The sequence below is a fragment of the Rhodococcus sp. Q genome (assembly GCF_005503035.1).
GTDB lineage: Bacteria > Actinomycetota > Actinomycetes > Mycobacteriales > Mycobacteriaceae > Rhodococcus_G.
The window spans coordinates 14,473-31,563 of record NZ_SCOY01000034.1 but is presented as its reverse complement, the minus strand read 5'-3'; the positions used below and the strand labels follow the sequence as shown (position 1 = coordinate 31,563).

Annotated in this window: 15 protein-coding genes and 1 tRNA gene; 8 read left to right on the top strand and 8 right to left on the bottom strand. The window is 68.2% G+C overall.

What is annotated here, in order from left to right; genetic code table 11:
- Nucleotides 1-4: 4 nt before the first annotated feature.
- Together FFS72_RS22260 and FFS72_RS22255 are read right to left on the bottom strand one after the other, a co-directional pair.
- Nucleotides 5-937 (bottom strand): NAD-dependent epimerase/dehydratase family protein, encoded by a 933-nt coding sequence (locus tag FFS72_RS22260; protein ID WP_137875981.1) that lies wholly within the window; start codon nt 935-937, stop codon nt 5-7.
- Nucleotide 938: 1 nt separating this feature from the next.
- Complete coding sequence (locus FFS72_RS22255; RefSeq protein ID WP_137876004.1) at nt 939-1,946, bottom strand: glycosyltransferase; 1,008 nt, start codon at nt 1,944-1,946, stop codon at nt 939-941.
- Between the two features lie 115 nt (nt 1,947-2,061).
- On the opposite strand from FFS72_RS22255, the gene FFS72_RS22250 reads away from it, so the two are divergent.
- Nucleotides 2,062-3,294, top strand: a complete 1,233-nt coding sequence (locus FFS72_RS22250) for a hypothetical protein (RefSeq protein WP_137875980.1) — start codon at nt 2,062-2,064, stop codon at nt 3,292-3,294.
- On the opposite strand, the gene FFS72_RS22245 is transcribed toward FFS72_RS22250, so the two are convergent.
- Nucleotides 3,249-5,420, bottom strand: coding sequence for a hypothetical protein (locus tag FFS72_RS22245; protein ID WP_249353462.1), 2,172 nt, complete (start codon nt 5,418-5,420; stop codon nt 3,249-3,251). The two genes, FFS72_RS22250 and FFS72_RS22245, sit on opposite strands and share 46 nt — an antisense overlap.
- Before the next feature lie 190 nt (nt 5,421-5,610).
- Here FFS72_RS22245 and FFS72_RS22240 point away from each other — a divergent pair, with 190 nt between their 5' ends.
- Nucleotides 5,611-7,461 (top strand): glycosyltransferase, encoded by a 1,851-nt coding sequence (locus FFS72_RS22240; protein ID WP_137875978.1) that lies wholly within the window; start codon nt 5,611-5,613, stop codon nt 7,459-7,461.
- A gap of 48 nt (nt 7,462-7,509) precedes the next feature.
- Here the strand turns inward: FFS72_RS22240 and glfT1 are convergent, their stop codons facing one another.
- The 4 genes from glfT1 to FFS72_RS22220 are packed head-to-tail and all read right to left on the bottom strand — an operon-like array spanning nt 7,510 to nt 10,743.
- The gene (glfT1, locus tag FFS72_RS22235; RefSeq protein WP_137875977.1) at nt 7,510-8,397 is read right to left on the bottom strand and encodes a galactofuranosyltransferase GlfT1; all 888 of its coding nucleotides are present in this window, start codon (nt 8,395-8,397) and stop codon (nt 7,510-7,512) included.
- Complete coding sequence (gene wzt / locus FFS72_RS22230; RefSeq protein ID WP_137875976.1) at nt 8,394-9,206, bottom strand: galactan export ABC transporter ATP-binding subunit Wzt/RfbE; 813 nt, start codon at nt 9,204-9,206, stop codon at nt 8,394-8,396. The genes glfT1 and wzt overlap by 4 nt, the downstream gene beginning before the upstream one ends.
- Before the next feature lie 8 nt (nt 9,207-9,214).
- Nucleotides 9,215-10,090, bottom strand: coding sequence for a galactan export ABC transporter permease subunit Wzm/RfbD (gene wzm, locus FFS72_RS22225; protein WP_137875975.1), 876 nt, complete (start codon nt 10,088-10,090; stop codon nt 9,215-9,217).
- Between the two features lie 59 nt (nt 10,091-10,149).
- Nucleotides 10,150-10,743: a bacterial proteasome activator family protein gene (locus FFS72_RS22220; protein ID WP_137875974.1), complete on the bottom strand. Its 594-nt coding sequence runs from the start codon at nt 10,741-10,743 to the stop codon at nt 10,150-10,152.
- Between the two features lie 143 nt (nt 10,744-10,886).
- Between FFS72_RS22220 and FFS72_RS22215 the strand changes: the two genes are divergently transcribed.
- Nucleotides 10,887-12,086: a cysteine desulfurase-like protein gene (locus tag FFS72_RS22215; RefSeq protein ID WP_137875973.1), complete on the top strand. Its 1,200-nt coding sequence runs from the start codon at nt 10,887-10,889 to the stop codon at nt 12,084-12,086.
- A gap of 80 nt (nt 12,087-12,166) precedes the next feature.
- Here the strand turns inward: FFS72_RS22215 and FFS72_RS22210 are convergent, their stop codons facing one another.
- Nucleotides 12,167-13,147, bottom strand: a complete 981-nt coding sequence (locus FFS72_RS22210; protein ID WP_050067334.1) for an NAD(P)H-quinone oxidoreductase — start codon at nt 13,145-13,147, stop codon at nt 12,167-12,169.
- A gap of 93 nt (nt 13,148-13,240) precedes the next feature.
- Here FFS72_RS22210 and FFS72_RS22205 point away from each other — a divergent pair, with 93 nt between their 5' ends.
- The 5 genes from FFS72_RS22205 (at nt 13,241) to FFS72_RS22185 (ending at nt 16,896) form a co-directional block, all read left to right on the top strand.
- On the top strand, nt 13,241-14,416 hold the full coding sequence (locus tag FFS72_RS22205) for an alpha-hydroxy-acid oxidizing protein (RefSeq protein ID WP_171018786.1): 1,176 nt from the start codon (nt 13,241-13,243) through the stop codon (nt 14,414-14,416).
- 66 nt (nt 14,417-14,482) lie between these two features.
- Nucleotides 14,483-14,917, top strand: coding sequence for a MarR family winged helix-turn-helix transcriptional regulator (locus FFS72_RS22200; RefSeq protein WP_137876003.1), 435 nt, complete (start codon nt 14,483-14,485; stop codon nt 14,915-14,917).
- A gap of 49 nt (nt 14,918-14,966) precedes the next feature.
- Nucleotides 14,967-15,056 (top strand) — tRNA-Ser (locus FFS72_RS22195).
- A 99-nt stretch (nt 15,057-15,155) separates the two neighbouring features.
- Complete coding sequence (locus FFS72_RS22190; RefSeq protein ID WP_137875971.1) at nt 15,156-16,376, top strand: tyrosine-type recombinase/integrase; 1,221 nt, start codon at nt 15,156-15,158, stop codon at nt 16,374-16,376.
- 307 nt (nt 16,377-16,683) lie between these two features.
- Nucleotides 16,684-16,896 carry a toxin-antitoxin system gene (locus FFS72_RS22185; protein WP_137875970.1) on the top strand — a complete coding sequence of 71 codons (213 nt, stop codon included), beginning with the start codon at nt 16,684-16,686 and terminating at the stop codon, nt 16,894-16,896.
- The last annotated feature ends 195 nt before the right edge of the window (nt 16,897-17,091 follow it).

Genomic DNA, 17,091 nt, shown 5'->3' with positions numbered 1-17,091 from the left:
TCGGTTACCGACCGAGCGAACGCCGCGTCGCCTCCAGGGTGGCGGCGATTCCCGCGGGCAGGGTCCGGTAGGACCGGCGATCGAGTTCCGGCCAGACCGTCGAGCGCAATCGGAGGTCCCCGGACTGGACGTTCGCGAGCGGCGACGACGCGAGGACGACGGTGGGCTTGCGGCGGAAGACGGTCCGGCAGGCGCCGAGCAGCGCGCCGATGGTGGTGCTCTGGCCCGAGGCGAAGATCTTGGTGACCTGCTCGCCGGGTCGGTCCTCCGCGCGGTCGAGGGCATCGGCGACCATCGCGGCCGCGTCGGTCACGAACAGGTAGTCGCGCATCGTGTCCATCGGGACGTAGATCGAGATCGGTGCCGACATCAGGTAACCGCGGCACAGGTGCGAGATCAGTCCCTGCGGCTTGGTCAGGTTCTGTCCGGGTCCGTACAGGTTGGCGAACCGTCCGACGACGACAGACGATCCCGTGTCGGCGCCGAAGCGGTGCATCAGTTGCTCCGCCACCAGCTTCGCGCGGCCGTAGTCGCCGAGCGGGGCCGGGTCGGTGTCCTCCGTGTAGGGCGCACCGGACGAGGCGGCGTACACCCCGCCCGCCGAGGAGGCGTGTAGGACCACACCCGGTCCGGCGGAGCCGCGCGTGATCCGCGCGATCTCGTCCAGCACGTCGGACACGACGGCGTTCTCCGCGGCGAACTCTTCGGAGGTCGTGCCGTTCACCCCGATCCCGGCGCACCAGACGAGCCGCCAGGGTCCGCCCTCGGCCGAGTCGATCACCCGGCGCGCGTCCGCGAAGAGGACCTGCCTGGCGAGGGCGCCGTCGTGCCAGGGGACCCGGCTGGTCTCGACCCGCAGGCCCCGTCGCCGGAGTTCGCGGTTGACGGCGCTGCCGAGCAGTCCGCCGCCGCCCACGATCCAGGTCGGGGTGTCCACGTCAGGAGTCCGCTGGGTCGGTGCGATGTTCGTGCGGGACAGGCTCGACACGTCCGAGCGGACCCGCTGCCGGGTCCCCGACGATCAGGTAGGGCGGCTTGCCCATCGCGGTCTTCACGTTAACCCCGATGTACTCGGCGATCACTCCGAGGGAGAACAGGATCGCACCCATACCGAACAGCAGGATCACCATCGTCGACGCCCAGCCCCGAACCTCGCTGTGGACGTCGAAGAACAGGTAGGACACCAGCACGTACAGCACCAGTGCGAGGCCGAGCACGGCGAACAGCACGCCGATGAAGCTGACCATACGCAGGCCCTTGGTGCCGCTGGAGAGCACCATGCGCCAGAAGTGGGAGAGCAGGCTGCGCAGGTGGTAGCCCGAGCGGCGGCCGTGCTCCTCGCGCAGGACCACCGGGCTGGTCGTCACATCGCCTGCGATCCAGCCGAGCGCGACATCGAGGTAGGCCTCCGATCCGGCGTACGCGGCCACCGAGCGACCGACCTCGCCGAGGACCAGGCGGAAGCTCTGATAGCTGCGGGTGTTGTCGCCGGAGAGTGCTCGTGCGATCAGCCACTTCGAGCCGCGGGAGGCTGCGTTGCGCAGCATCCCGTGCGGTGCGGGGTTCGTCGGATTCGCGTAGACGACGGTGGCCTGCTCGTCGAGAGCGGTGTCGAGCAGGCCACCGATCGCAGCGGGATCGTGTTGGCCGTCTTCGTCCATGGTGACGATCCACTCGCCCCCGCTGGATGCCATGCCCGCCAGGGTCGCGGGATGCTGACCGAAGTTGCGGCTCAGCCAGATCGGCCGCACGAAGTCGTGCTCGGCCGCCAGCCGCCGGATGACCCCGGCGGAGTCGTCGGGGCCGTGGTCGAAGACGAGCAGGATCTCCTCGACGACCATGGGACGGCCCTTCGGGGTGAAGCGGGCAGTCGTCCACGGCAGGATCTCGTCGATCAGCGCGCGCAGCGTCTGGGCGCCCTGGTACACCGGCACCACGACGGAGATCCGATGCGGCGCCGCCGAGGGTCGGGCATCGTCGGAGGTCACGGGCTGGGAGTTTACTCGGGGCGCCGGCGTGCGCCGCTGACACCGCCGGGCGGGGTGGAAGTACCGTCCAGTCGTGACCTCGCACACACAGGTGCCACCCGGGGGGCAGTCGAATACGTCAGCCGGTCGAATCCCGTTCGGGCCGTCCGTGATCGTCGTCGCGGCGGTCGTGGTGTTCAGCGCCCGGGGTATCGATCGGCTTCGGATGGCGTCGCTGTTCGCGGAGGACGGCCAGGTCTTCCTCTCCGACGCCTACAGCGACGGGTTCCGGGCGATCGTCGAACCGTACGCGGGCTATCTCCATCTCATCCCGCGAGCGTTGTCCGCCTTCCTTTCCCCAGCCACCGTGACCGCGACACCGATCCTGTATGTGGCAGCGGCCATGGCCGTTCATCTCGCGATGCTCACCCCTGCGCTGTCGCCACGCATCGGGTGGCTGATACCCACCCCGATGCTGCGCGCCGCCCTGTTCGCGGTCCTGTGCGTGTTGCCGCCGATGTGGGAGGCGTACGGGAACATCGCCAACCTGATCTTCGTCGGCGGCATCTGCCTGCTTCTGCTCGTGCTGAGCGGGGATCCGCGGACCCGAGCCGGGCGCATCGCCGAACTTCTCGTCGTCGGTGCGCTCGGCCTGAGCGGCCCGCTCAGTGTGTTCCTCGTTCCGTTCGTCGTGTGGCGGTGGTGGCGGAACGGCCGGACCTCGCATTCGCTGAGGGTTCTCGCGGCGGCGGCCGTGTCCGCGGTCATCCAGTTGTCGGTGTATCTCACCTCGCAGCGTTCGACACCGGGCGGTGGGACGCCGGCGTTACTGGCCAGAGCGGCCTACGAGCGAGTCGGCGGAGGCTGGCTCGTAGGCGACGCCGACCTGATCGGCGGCACGACGTTCCTCTCCGTCGCGGCCGCTGCCTGGCTGGTGTCGGCAGTCGGGGTCTCGGTGTATGCCCTGCCGCGGACGTCGCCTGTCCTCTGGTTGCTGTTCGCGGTGTTGCTCGGGGCCGCGGTCACGGCGTACGGCTCGGCGATGGTCGCGTCGCCGCTGCACTTCCAGCGGCACATCGTGGTCCCATCCGCGATCGTTGCCGTTCAGCTGTTCGCGGTGCTCGGCAGCTCGGTCCGCCTCTGGGTCAAGGCGGTGGCCGCCGTGTGCCTCGTCGCCGGCATCGGTGGGATCGTCCATGATCTGATCCCTCCCGCGTACCCCTGTCGCCCCGACCTGTCCGGGTTGCAGGAATGCGTCGACAGCGAGGCATCCAAGTGCAGTCAGGCGGTCTTCGACGGCACCTGGTCCGTGGTCCTGACGCGGTAGCGCGGGCGGTCGCGGAAGTAGTACAGCCCGGACAGCGCGACGATCAGCACGAGCCCGAACCCAGCGGCCGCGAAGCCCAGGCGCTGGCCCGGAGGCCGGAAGTCGATCACCAGTTCCGCGTCCGTGGTGCCAGGTGGCAGGTCGACCATGAGGAACATGTCGCCCAGCCCCTTGGTCTGCAGCGGGGCACCGTTCAGGGTGGCCGTGTACCCCGGCCAGGCCAGGCGGGCGAAGACCACGCTGCCGCCGTCGGGAGCGGTGACCCGGAGCCGCTCGGAGTCGACCTCTGCCGATTCGGGGACGACCTCGGTCCCGACCGTCGCGCTCACCCGTCCGGCTTGTGTGGACACCGGACCGGCGATGCGCTCCAGCACGTGTACCTGGCTCGCGGCCGGCGCGGGCACGCTCACCCACGTCCAGCCGGCGGGCGGTGGGTTGTCTGCGGCGTCGGGGTACTGCTTGTCCTGCAGCACGATCCGATCGACGAGCATCAGGTCGGCGAAACTCCGGCCGGTGTAGGGATCGACGGTGAGCACGTTCTCGAGCGCGTTGGGGCAGGTCGACCCGTCGAACTCCATGCACAGCATCGCGGAGAACCATCGATGCCCAACCGGCGTGTACGCGTTGACATAGGTCAGGTCCAGGTCCTTGGCGTAGTTGCCGTACACCTGCGACTGCCAGGGCAGTTCCGTGGATTCCGCGTCGATCCGGATCAGGCTGCGGCTGCCGAGCTGAAGGGTGGTGCCCTCGAAGTCGGGAAAGCCCTCCTTGGCCTCGGACTGCGAGGTCGGTAGGTACCACTTGTTCAGGGCCTGCGGATACGTGGACACCTGGTAGAGGAGGACCGGCAGGATCGTCGCGATCAGAAGTGCCGCGACCGCGCGGTCGCCGAATCGTCGGGCCAGGTACAGGGCCAGGGCACCGAAAACGGCGATCAGCACGCCCCACATGACGTGGCGTCCGAAGTACTGGGGACCCGACGAGCTGGCACGCAGCACCAGCACCAGGATGATCAGCCCGGCCGCGACCAGCCGGGGCCGTAGCGGGCGTGTCGTGCCGTATCGGCTGAGCAGCGCCGCCAGAAGCACCAACGAGATCACGGCGACGAACGGCAGCAGCCGCGCAGGCCAGCGGATCTGTCCGATGTCACTCGGTCCCGCGGTGAACAGCAGGATGAAGGCGAGCAGCAGGATCGCTCCGGAGAACTCCCGCATCGCGGGCTGGGCCTTGCGCCACGCGATGAACGCAAGCGCCGGGATCGCGAACCAGGCGATGTAGGTGATCGGGGCGGTGGTCGTCTCCCCGGTCCACGACTCGATGCTCGACACGGACGACGGAATGCTCGCGGTGAACGTCTCCGACCAGGGCGCGGTGAGGAAGTTGTCGTTGAGGGCGCCCTCTTCACCGGTACGCCAGGTCACCGACGAGGACAGCATCCCTGGCAGAAACGTGACGGCGCCGCACGCTGCGGCGGCGACGCCGACGCCACCGAGGAGCAGGGACGGTCGCAGTCGTCGCTGGTACAGGTACTCGCCGATCATCAGGCAACCGATCAGCACCCCCGCCATCAATGCGGAATGCGCGTAGCCGACGCTGATTGCGAGGTAGAGGAATGCGAACAGAGGCAGTGGTCCTGACCGGCCGCGCGCGTACCGGACCCCACTGGCCCAGGCCTGGACCACCCACGCCATGCCGATCAGCGAGGTGACCCAGGACGGGTCCTCGAAGTACAGGGTGAAACCCCCGAACGGTGCTGCTGCGCCCGCGACCGCGGCCCAGGCCGGGCTGGCGCCGTACTCCATCGCCACCCGGTAGACACCCCACCCGAGGACGATCGAGAACCCGAGCTTGACCGCCGTCGCGAGCAAGGCCAGGTTGTCCACCGACGGGGCCGCATAGTTGATCGCCATCTGGACGGGATTCCACAATCCGCCCTGGCCTTCGACGGGATAGTTGCCTGCCATCCACTGGTCGAGCACCAGTGTCGGGAACCACTGGCCCTCCCGCATCAGATGTCCGAGCTGGATCCAGTTGCCTACCGCGCCCGACTCGGTGTCGTCGACGTAGAAGTACCGGGGGTCGATGGTCAGGATCAGAACGAATCCCAGGAATACCACGCCCGCCACCCCAGCCCCCCATGCCCATCGGGTGCTCCGGGTGGATGTGGGTGGTTCGTGTGTCACGAGAACTCCAGATAGCGCGGTCGGGTGCCCCGTGACACTAACCGAGGTCGGCCTCGGTGATTTCGTGGGTCAACCGCACGTCGGGATACCCTGCGGGTGGACATTGGCGGCATGATCGAGAGTTGGCGGTTGGATGAACAAGCCCGAATTCCTTGAGTCCGGAGCGGCGGCGGACGAGGTCGCGACCCGGATGATCGTGCAGCGTGGGGTCTTTGTCGGGATGTCGTCGATCGTCAACGACGACCTCTATGTCGCGTTCCGCAAGGGATCCGGCGACCGGGAACGTCACTCGTTGCGCCTGGATCCCGGTGCGCGCGCTCACACCAACACCTACTTCGGGCGGTTCGCGGCCAGCTACTGGCAGCGCTGGACAACGGTCACGGAGGTGCAGGTCAGCCTGCGGACCTCCGGTTCCGGCCGGTTCCGGGTCCGCCTGGTCGCCTCCGACATCGCCGGTCACCGCCGGATCGTCGGTGCCGTCGCCGGATCGGGCGACGAGACTGTCGAACTCTCCTCGCCGTTGGACAAGTTCGTCGACGGCGGCGCGCTGTGGGTGGAGATCGACGCGCTGGACGCCCCGCTGACGGTGGATCGGCTCGAGTGGACCGCGGCCGCTCCCGAAACGGTTCGCCCGGTCGCGATCGCGATCTGCACGTTCAATCGTGCCGACGACTGCGCGAAGACGGTGGCGGCACTGGCCTCCGACGACCGCGTGCTCGATGTCATCGACGCCGTCTACGTCGTCGACCAGGGCACCGACCTGGTCCGGGACCGTGAGCTGTACGGCGAGGTCGCGCCCAGGTTCGGCGACAAGCTGCATTACCTGCAGCAGCCCAATCTCGGTGGAGCAGGCGGCTTCACCCGCGGACTCTACGAGGTCTCCGCGACCGACGGGCACGCCGACGTGATCCTGATGGACGACGATATCCTGTGCGAGCCGGAGACGGTCCTGCGGCTCAACGCCTTCGCGAACCTCACCGTCGAGCCAACGCTGGTCGGCGCGCAGATGCTGTTCCTGCTCAACCCGGACTACCTCAACGTGGGCGCCGAGGACGTCGATCTGGCCACTCTGCAGCACGGCCAGCGAGTGCCGAAGGCGCTGCGTAACACGAGCATGCTGAAGAAGAACCAGGAGCGCCGGGTCGATGCGGGCTACAACGCCTGGTGGACCTGTCTGATCCCCGCCGAGGTGGTCGCGAAGGTCGGCCTGCCCGTCCCGATCTTCTTCCAGTGGGACGACGTCGAATACGGAGTCCGCGCCCGTGAGGCGGGATTCGTCACGGTCACCCTGCCGAACGCGGCGGTCTGGCACGCCGACTTCTACTGGAAGGACTTCGACGACTGGGCGCGGTACTTCAGCACCCGCAACTCGCTGATCGTCGGGGCGCTGCACAGCGACCTGGACACCAAGGCGCTGGGGCGGCAGTTCTTCCGGCAGATCAGCGAGTACCTCGTCGGTATGCAGTACGGCCTCGCCGCGACCACCTTGCGCGGTATCGAGGACTTCCTCGAGGGCCCGAAGGTGCTGCAGGACGGCGGCATCGCGGCGATGGCGGCGATCCGCAAGGAGCGCGCCGCGTACCCGGAGACGGTCAAGCACGACGCAGCGACAGCGCCGGTGCGGTCCGCGGACCTCACCACCCGGCGCTCGGGCGGCGAGCCGAGCGCGATGCGACTGATTCTGGTCAAGCGGGCCGTCGACCAGTGGTTCGGCCGGACCCAGCACGGTCTGGTCAGCGTTCCGCGCGAGGACGCCCACTGGTGGCACATTTCGCTGTTCGACCACGTGGTTGTCACCGACGCCTCGCAGTCCGGGGTGCGAATCCGTCAGCGGGACAAGGGGAAGGCGCTCCAGTTGCTGCGCCGGACCGTCAGGGTGCTGCGTCGGCTTCGTGAGGACGGTGCGGCCGTCTCCCGTCAGTACCGTGACGCCGCGCCGCAGCTGACCAGCCGCGAGAACTGGGCGCGCCTGTACGAGCAGTAGCCGGATGTCGTTCTCGTGCGGTCGGGCGCACGAGAACGACCTCACGGATCAGGGTCGTTCGAACTGTTCCCGCCGACCGAGCCCGCGCAGCCGCATCCACTCCCGGAACCCCCGCACGTCGCGGCGCTGGACGAGGAAGAACCAGCCGAATCGGGCGTACTCCTGAGGCAGCAGCTTCCGCATCCCCGGCTGTGCCATCAGGTAGCCGCGGTTGCGGTAGGTGAAGAAGCGTTTCGTCTCGTTGTCCGGGTACTGGGTGTGCATCCGACCGCCCAGGATCGGCTTGAACTCGTCGGCACCGTTCGGGTGCACGTATGCGGTCGTCAGGCAGGTGCCGAAGGCCAGCCCCGACCGGACCAGCCGGCGGTGCACCTCGACCTCGTCGCCGCGGACGAACAACCGCAGATCCGGCACGCCGACGGCGTCGATCGCGGCTGCGGAGAACAGCGCGCCGTTGAACAGGGACGCGATACCGGGCAGAAACTCCTCGTCACCGAGCTCGCTGCGGCGGCGTCGCCACTCGACTCCGCGGCGCAGCGGGAACGCCAACCGGTCGGGGTCGTCTATGTCGCAGACCACCGGCGACACCTCCGCCAGTCCGTGCCGGGCGGCGCAGTCACGCAGGGTGGCGAGCACCTCGGGTCCGTCGGGGCGGCCGTCGTCGTCGGCGAGCCACACCCAGTCGGCGCCCAGTGAGAGGGCGTACAGCATGCCGAGGGCGAACCCGCCCGCGCCGCCGAGGTTGTGCTTCGACCCGAGATAGGTCGTGGGGATCGGCGCCGACTCGACGAGGTCGCGGACCTCCGTCTCGTCGGCGTTGTCGACGACGACCAGGTGGTCGAGGGGGCGGGACTGGTCCGCGAGCACCTTCAGGGACTGTGCGAGAAGTTCGCGGCGCCGGTGGGTGACGACGACGCCGACGATCAGTTCGGTCACTGCGGGTGCCCGGCCTGCTCGCGTTCCATCTCGTGGATGACGTGCCGGACGTGGTCGGCGGCGTCGTCGCCCTCGTAGGCGCGCACGACGTCCTCGATGCCGCCCTGCATCCGGATGTGCCCATGGTCGATCCACATCGCACTGGTGCACAGCTGTGCGAGGAACTCGTTCGAGTGGCTCGCGAAGACGAGGATGCCGGAGCGTTCGACGAGGGCCTGGAGCCGGATCCGGGCCTTCTTCATGAACTCGGCGTCGACCGCGCCGATGCCCTCGTCCAGCAGGAGGATCTCGGGGTCGATGGAGGTCACGACGCCCATCGCCACCCGGACCCGCATGCCGGTCGAGTACGTGCGCAGCGGCATGCCCAGGTACTCGCCGAGCTCGGTGAACTCGGCGATCTCGTCCATCTTCGCCAGCATCTGCTTGCGGGTCTGACCGAGGAAGAGTCCCCGGATGATGATGTTCTCGTAGCCGGAGATCTCGGGGTCCATGCCGACGCCGAGATCGAAGACGGGCGCGACGCGGCCGCGGATGCGCGCACTGCCGCGGGTCGGCTCGTAGATGCCGGACAGCAGGCGAAGCAGGGTCGACTTGCCCGCACCGTTGTGCCCGACGAGGCCGACCCGGTCGCCCTCCTTCAACGACATCGTGATGTCGCGGAGCGCCTCGACGACCACCACGTCGGAATCGGTGCGGCCGATCGCGCCGCCCGCCTTCCCGAGGAATGCCTTCTTCAGCGAGCGTGACTTCGCGTCGAAGATCGGGAAGTCCACGCAGGCGTCGTGGGTGTCGATGCTGACCTTGCTCACGGTGTCTCCTAGACCCAGTAGGGCACGCGGGCCCGGTACTTGCGCAGCGCGAGGATGGCGAGTGCCCAGCCCACGACGGTGATCCCCAGCACGATGTACCAGTGGTACAGCTCCTGGGGCTGGCCGATCATCGGTGCCCGGACGATCTCGAGGTAGTGGAACAGGGGGTTCAGTTCCGCGATCCTCGCTCGGTCGGCGACCGCCCCGCCCTGCGCCACGAGGCTCTGCGTCGTCCACATGATCGGTGTGAGCACGAACAGCAGCAGCGTCAGCGACGACAGGATGGGGGCGATGTCCCGGTAGCGGGTGGCGAAGATGCCGAACACGATCGACACCCACAGCGCGTTGAGGACCAGCAGTGCGATCGCGGGGATCGCGGCTAGCGACGCCCAGCTCAGGTCCCGCCACACCCCGAACGCGACGACCATGATCATGTAGATCACCAGGTTGTGCGCGAAGAACAGCAGTTGCCGCCACACGAGGCGATAGATGTGCACACTCAGCGCCGACGGCAGCTGCTTGATCAGGCCCTCGTTCGCGATGAACACCTCCGACCCCTCGATGATCGAGGCGTTGATGAGGTTCCACACGATCAGCCCGACCGTCACGTACGGCAGGAACTCATTCAGCGGCATGTCGAGCAGTGCCGCGTACAGGATGCCGATCGCCGTGGCCTGCACACCGGTGGCGATGGTGATCCAGAACGGACCGATCACCGACCGGCGGTACCGCTGCTTGATGTCCTGCCAGCCCAGATTCAGCCACAGCTCGCGCTGCGCGAATCCGTGGCGCATGTCCCGGAACGCGCGTCGGAAGGTCTGTGAGTCGGAGACCGGCGGCGTGGGGGTCACGATGGCCTCGGATTCGACGGCGGATGTTGACACGAGGACCGAGCCTACCCGGCCGGTCGAAGGCGGCTACGCCGCTCGTGCACCGACCGCGCCTACAGGTACTGACCGGTCCCCGGCGGCTGCTGGCCCTGCTGGTGGATTGCCGCCCCGAGTCCGGGCGGCAACGCGCCCTGCCGCATCTGCTCGAGCTGTGCTCGTGCCGCCATCTGCTGTGCGAACAGTGCCGTCTGGATGCCGTGGAAGAGTCCCTCGAGCCAGCCGACCAGCTGCGCCTGCGCGATCCGCAGCTCCGCGTCCGACGGCACGCTGTCATCGGTGAACGGCAATGCGAGACGTTCGAGCTCCTCGCGCAGCTCGGGCGCGAGGCCCTGTTCGAGTTCCTTGATCGACGACTTGTGGATCTCCTTGAGCCGGTTGCGGCTGGCGTCGTCGAGCGGAGCCGCCCGCACCTCCTCGAGGAGCTGCTTGATCATGGTGCCGATCCGCATGACCTTCGCGGGTTGCTCGACCATGTCCGCCAGGGTTTCCTCGCGCTCCTCGGCGGCGTCACCTGCCTCGTCGGGGGCAGCGGTGCCGTTGCCCGACGGTTGCTCGGTCGCGCCCTGCGGGGAATCCGGCGACTCCGACGTCACAGGCCGACCGTCGGGTCCGATCACGACGACGTGTTCACTCTCCGGATGCGTCATGACTCCATCTTGTCCGTTTCGGCGGCGAAGCGCTAAAGCACCGGATCGGATTTCGGTGTCTGCGCTGATCAGATCGGCTGTCGTGGTGTGCAATCCGCCAACCCGATCGCATCGCTACGAAATCAGGTCTTAGGCTGTCGGTCATGGCTTACGACGTCGCCCGGGTACGGGGACTGATCCCGACCCTGGGAGACGGATGGATCCATCTCGATCCCCAGTCCGGAATGCTGCACCCGGATTCCGTGTCGACCGCGGTGTCGAAGGGCTTCCGCGGCTCCGGTTCCTCGCACGTCGGCCCGCATGTCAGTGCGCGCCGCGCCGCCGCGACGCTCGACGCCGCGCGTGAAGCGATCGCCGACCTCGTCGGCGGTGACCCCGCCGGAGTCGTGCTCGGACCGGACCGGGCGACACTGCTCGCATGGCTGGCCGAGGCGCTCAGCTCCAGGCTCGGGCTCGGCACCGGGGTCGTCCTGTCACGGCTCGACGAGGAAGCGAACGTCGCACCCTGGCTGCGTGTCGCCAACCGCTACGGCGCCCAGGTGCGCTGGGCCGAGGTCGAGATCGACACCTGCGACCTGCCCAGCTGGCAGTTCGCCGAACTCATCGGGCCCACGACCCGGCTGGTCGCGCTGACGGCGGCGTCGCCGATCGTCGGGTCCGCGCCCGATGTCCGCGTCGCCTCGGACCGCATCCACGAGATGGGCGGGCTGATGGTGTGCGACGCCATCGCGGCCGCCCCCTACGCGCACGTCGACATCCACGAACTCGGCGCCGACGTCCTCGCCGTCAGCGGCCCCAGCTGGGGAGGCCCGCAGATCGGGGCGCTGGTGTTCCGCGACCCCGGGCTCATCGACCGGATCCCGTCGATCTCGCTGAACCCGCACGCGCTCGGACCGGAACGCCTCGAGATCGGCGGCCACCAGTACGCCCTCCTCGCGGGACTGACCGCGTCCATCGACTACCTCGCGAACCTCGACGAGTCCGCCACCGGCTCCCGGCGCGAACGCCTCGAGACGTCGATCAGCTCGCTGCAGGACTACCACGACCGGCTCTTCGAACGGCTCCTCGCCTCACTGCGCCGCCTCCCACAGGTGACGCTGATCGGTACCTCGCACAGCCGCGTCCCTGCGATCAGCTTCACGGTCTCGGGCGTCAGCGCGGAGAAGGCCGCCGAACACTTCGCGGAACGCCGCATCGGCACCGTCGTCGGAGGCAGGGGCAGCAGGCTGCTCGACTCGCTCGGCGTCAACGAGGAGGGCGGCGCGGTCACCATCGGCCTCGCGCCGTACACCACCCGCTACGAGATCGACCAGCTCGTGCGGGCCGTCGCCGCGCTGGGCTGACCTCCCCGCTTGTTCCCTGATGTCACATCGGGTCACTTGGTGACCCTCGATGTGACATCAGGGAACCAACAGGGGAGCGGTCACCCGACGGTGAGGACCACTTTGCCGACGGTGTCCGCCGAGTCGAGCAGCTCGTGCCCGCGCGCCGCCTCGGTGATCGGGAGTTCCGTGTGCACGACAGGCCGGACGGTGCCGTCCGCGACCAGCGGCCACAGTCGCCGCTTCACCTCGGACACGATCTCTGCCTTGCTGGATCGCCCGGCCTCGGGGCGTCCGCGCAGTCCGGTGGCGAACACGCGGGCCCGCTTGGCGATGAGCTTGCCGAGGTTGAGCTCGCCGACCGCGCCGCCCTGCATGCCGATGACGCACAGCTGACCGTCGGGGGCGAGGGCGTCGATGTTCCGTCCCAGGTACTTGGCGCCCATGTTGTCGAGGATCAGGTCGGCGCCGCCCGCCTCGCGGACCACGTTGACGAAGTCCTCGTCGCGGTAGTTGACGGTGATCGTGGCGCCGAGGTCGCGGCACGCGCCGAGCTTGTGTTCGGAACCCGCCGTGACGGCGACGGTGGCGCCGAGAGCGACGGCGACCTGGATGGCATGCGTCCCGATCCCGCCGCCGCCGCCGTGGACGAGGACGAGTTGCCCGCTGCGCATTCCGCCGATCATCACCAGGTTCGACCACACCGTGCACGCGACCTCGGGGAGCGCGGCAGCGGCGACCACGTCGAGTCCGTCGGGGATCGGCAGCACCTGGCTTGCTGCGACGACGACCTTCTCGGCGTAGCCTCCGCCCGCGAGGAGTGCGCACACGCGGTCGCCGACCTGCCAGTCCCGCACACCGTCGCCGAGTGCGGCGATCGTGCCGGAACATTCGAGTCCGAGGATGTCGCTGGCTCCGGGCGGGGGCGGGTAGAGGCCGCGGCGTTGCAGGACGTCGGCGCGGTTGACGGCGGTGGCGGCGACGTCGATCAGCACCTGGCCGGGCCCGGGTGTCGGGTCGGGAACCTCGGTCCACGTGAGGACTTCGGGTCCACCCGGTGACGTGACGGTGATCGCATGCATGGGTCGACGCTATCCAATTCCGGCGCGGCAGGGCATCTTCCCGTGAACGGCGCGCGAAGCGGCTACGGTCGCGGCGTGACCAATTTCGGCAACATGCAGAACGAGATCTACTTCGCCGGCCTCGGTGGCGCGGTGCCGGAACTGCCGATGACGGCGGCGGGACTGGAGGAGTTGGCGCGGGAGCGGTTGTCGCCCGCCGCGTTCGGCTATGTCGCGGGCAGCGCGTCGTCGGAACGGACCGCGGACGCGAACCTGGCGGCGTTCGACCGGCATGCGATCGTGCCGCGGATGTTGCGGGGCACCGCATCCGCCGACGCCCGAGACCTGAGCGTCGAGGTGCTGGGGACGCGCCTCGCGGCGCCGGTGCTGACGGCGCCGATCGGCGTGCTGGAACTGGTCCATCCGGATGCGGAGCGCGCCGTCGGCGCCGCGGCGGCGGAACTCGGTGTGGGATCGGTGTTGTCGACGGCGGCATCCACGTCGATCGAGTCGGTCGCGGAGGTGTCCGGTGAGAACTGGTGGTTCCAGTTGTACTGGCCGTCGGACGACGAGGTCGCCGAGTCGCTGGTCCGCCGCGCGACCGCCGCGGGCGCGAAGGCGATAGTCCTCACCGCCGACACTCCCGGGATGGGGTGGCGGCCCCGCGACCTCGAACTCGGTCACCTGCCGTTCCTACAGGCGAAGGGCATCGCGAACTACCTGTCCGACCCGGTCTTCCGGTCCCGGTTGACGACCCCGCCGGAGGAGAGCGTCGAGGCCATGCAGATGGCGGTGCTCACCTGGGTGTCGATGTTCGGCAACCATGCGATCCGGTCGGGTGACGTTGCGCGCCTTACCGAGTGGACGGACCTGCCGATCGTGGTGAAGGGGATCGTGCATCCGGACGATGCTCGCGCCGTCGTCGACGCGGGAGCGGCCGGGGTCGTGGTCAGCAACCACGGCGGCAGGCAGGTGGATGGCGCGATTGCCGCGCTGGACGCGTTGCCCGACGTCGCGGCGGCGATCGGTGAGCGGGCAACGGTCCTGCTCGACTCCGGGATCCGCACCGGCGCCGACGTCGTGAAGGCGCTCGCGTTGGGTGCCGACGCGGTGCTGTACGGACGGCCGTGGGTGTACGGGCTGGGGTTGGCGGGCGCCGATGGCGTGCGGCACGCGCTGCGAATGCTGCTCGCTGACCTGGACGTGACGCTCGGGCTCGCCGGTTTCGCCTCCGTCGCGGAACTCGACGCGACCGTTCTGCGGAGCGCTCGAGGAGGTCGCGGTCTCTAGACTGGCGGAGTGGAATCAGAGATCGCACACGTCGCCGACGCGCCGCGGTGGCTCGGCACCGCCGAGATGCGCGCCTGGCGCGGGTTCATCGAGGGCAGTCAGCGCCTGATGGAGGTGCTCAACCGGGAACTGCAGTCTCTGCACGGCATCTCTCTCGCCGACTACCGCATCCTCGTGATGCTGACGGAGTCGCCGGACGGGTCGGTGCGGATGAGTGAGCTCGCGGACGGGATCCTCTCGTCCCGCAGCCGCCTCACCCATCAGGTTCGGCGCATGGAGGCGGACGGGCTCGTCGCCCGCAGCACCTGCGTCGAGGATGGCCGCGGTGTCCTCGCGCTGATCACGCCGCTCGGTCGGGAGAAGCTCGCGGAGGCGGCACCGACCCATGTCCGGGGTGTGCGGAGCTACCTGATCGACCTCCTCGACGACACCGAACTCGCCACCGTCGCGACGGTGTTCGACAAGGTCGACGCCGCACTCGACGCCCGCCCGCCCGTCTGACTCACGCCGAATTGGTCCCCCCTCGCCCCGGGCGGCTAGGATTCGCCACGGAAGCGTGGCAGAGCGGCCGAATGCACTCGCCTTGAAAGCGAGCGTGGCGTAAAACCCACCGGGGGTTCAAATCCCTCCGCTTCCGCCAAGGTCAGGGGCGGTTTTGAGAAACCGCCCCTGGCGTCGGAAGATCCGTCAATGTTCCGATGTGACACAGCTATGACACGTGATCGCTAGTATCGCGCGCATGGCGTTGCGAAATGGCATAGAGAAAGTCGAGCTACCGAGCGGGGTCATCCGGTACCAGGTCCGGGTGTGGGTAGCCGACCCGGACGGCATGCGACGTCAGCTCCGCAGGCGGTTCGAGACCTCGAAAGCGGCGGGCGAGTTCCTCGACGAGCTGCAAGACAACATGAAGAAAGAGGCGGCTAAAGCCGCGGCCGATGAGGCCGGGGTCGTCACGGTGGCTCAGGCGGTCGAGCGCTGGCTCGCGGCGCAGCGGATCAATCCGACCACGCTCGCGGCCTACACGGCGGCGCTGGCGCCACTTGTCGACCGGTTCGATGGTCGCGATGTGCGGACGATCGGCGACAGCGAGGTGGAGCAGCTCGTGCAGGACCTGGCCGCTGGTACCGGGCCCGGCGGGCGGAAGTGGAAACGAACCTCGATCAACCCGATGCTCGCGCGCACCAAAGCTGTCTGGAAGGACCTGGAGCGGCGTCGGGTGCTGAGCGACAATCCAATCCAGTACATCAAGCCGCTACGCAAAAAAGACGATGCTGACACCCACGAGGGCGCGTTGGACTTGTCCGACCGACTCGGTGAGGACGAGGTTACGCGGTTGGTGAAAACGCATTCCGCGGTGGATTTGCCCCTGGTCGGCGGGCCGCGGTCACCTCAGTACATGGCCGTGGTCCACGCGCCGTTGGTGCACCTAGCGCTGATCGGGCTGCGGCGCGGTGAGCTGGCCGGGCTACGTTGGAGCGCAATTGATTTAGACGCCGGACGCATCACGGTGGCCGTGCGGACCAGGGTTCGCGTCACAGGCCGGACCATCGATCAACGGAATGGCAAGACCGCCCGCGCGCGGCGATCACTGAAACTGCCGGCATCGGTGCTGACCATTCTGCGGGGCACGCAGGAACGACAGCAGATTGCCAGGAAACGAGCCGGTGATGCATGGGTCGGGGCCCGAGATCTCCACGTGCTGACGCACTGGGACGGCCGAGCAGTGGCGCCGCGGACTCTGGACGACTGGTGGAAGGAGGCGCTGCGGTATGCGCAGGTGCCCCACCGCAGGCTCCACGCCGCTCGGCACACTGCAGCGTCGCGGCTGATCGCCGCGGGGGCAACCCCGTCTGCGGTCGCGGCCTGGCTTGGTCACGCCGACGGCGGGACTCTGGTGCTGCGGACCTACGCCCACGCCGACCCGTCGGAAGTGGATGCGCTGGCAGAGCTGCTGGAGTAATCGAGGATCGCTCGGTGGCGGGATCCGCCGTACTACAACGAACTGTGAGCTAAATCACATACCGGCCTGGGTTGCACCTTCGAGGCAAGAATCAGAGCTTCTCTTGGTTTCTTGCGCTAGTTATTCGGCGGCGGGGCCGACATGGGACAACGGGCCGACTCGATATATTCAGGCGATTTTCTCGCTGTTGCTCACGTGTGTATCTCTCCGGCTTGGCGGCGGCCTGTGAGCCGAGAAATGCTGGTGGCGAACGTATTCAAGGTGTGCCAGGTTGATCCTGAACAGGTTGATGCGGAAGGAGTCAGCTATGGGAATGGCATACAAGGGCGAACGCACGTTGGTCGCCTCGCGCGTCCCCAATGACGTCTACGAAATCCTCGAGGAGCGGCGGATCGCCACTGGAGTCGGTTCCGTGAGCCAGTTCGTCGCGGACCTGCTGTCGGGCTACGCCGGCCGTACCGACCTGATGCGGGAACTTGACCACGAGGCCCTGTTGAAGGGGGTAATGCCTGCGGCCTGACGGAACAGGCCCCTCCCAACCGGGCTCCGCGTCTCGCGGGTGACTCGACCACATACATCCAGCAACGCCGGCTCGCCTCGACAAAGCGAAAACCCCCGATCCTGATCAGAACAGGAACGAGGGCTATCGACTGAATTCTGGATGAGAACCAAGCGTCAACTTGATTCTCTGCGTTGCTATTCCCCGAAGGGACTG

Excerpts from the sequence above, each read along its gene's own strand:
- FFS72_RS22240 (WP_137875978.1), top strand. The coding sequence starts at position 5,611 with ATGAACAAGCCCGAATTCCTTGAGTCCGGAGCGGCGGCGGACGAGGTC.
- FFS72_RS22220 (WP_137875974.1), bottom strand. The coding sequence starts at position 10,743 with ATGACGCATCCGGAGAGTGAACACGTCGTCGTGATCGGACCCGACGGT.
- FFS72_RS22215 (WP_137875973.1), top strand. The coding sequence starts at position 10,887 with ATGGCTTACGACGTCGCCCGGGTACGGGGACTGATCCCGACCCTGGGA.
- FFS72_RS22210 (WP_050067334.1), bottom strand. The coding sequence starts at position 13,147 with ATGCATGCGATCACCGTCACGTCACCGGGTGGACCCGAAGTCCTCACG.
- FFS72_RS22205 (WP_171018786.1), top strand. The coding sequence starts at position 13,241 with ATGCAGAACGAGATCTACTTCGCCGGCCTCGGTGGCGCGGTGCCGGAA.
- FFS72_RS22200 (WP_137876003.1), top strand. The coding sequence starts at position 14,483 with ATGCGCGCCTGGCGCGGGTTCATCGAGGGCAGTCAGCGCCTGATGGAG.
- FFS72_RS22190 (WP_137875971.1), top strand. The coding sequence starts at position 15,156 with ATGGCGTTGCGAAATGGCATAGAGAAAGTCGAGCTACCGAGCGGGGTC.
- FFS72_RS22185 (WP_137875970.1), top strand. The coding sequence starts at position 16,684 with ATGGGAATGGCATACAAGGGCGAACGCACGTTGGTCGCCTCGCGCGTC.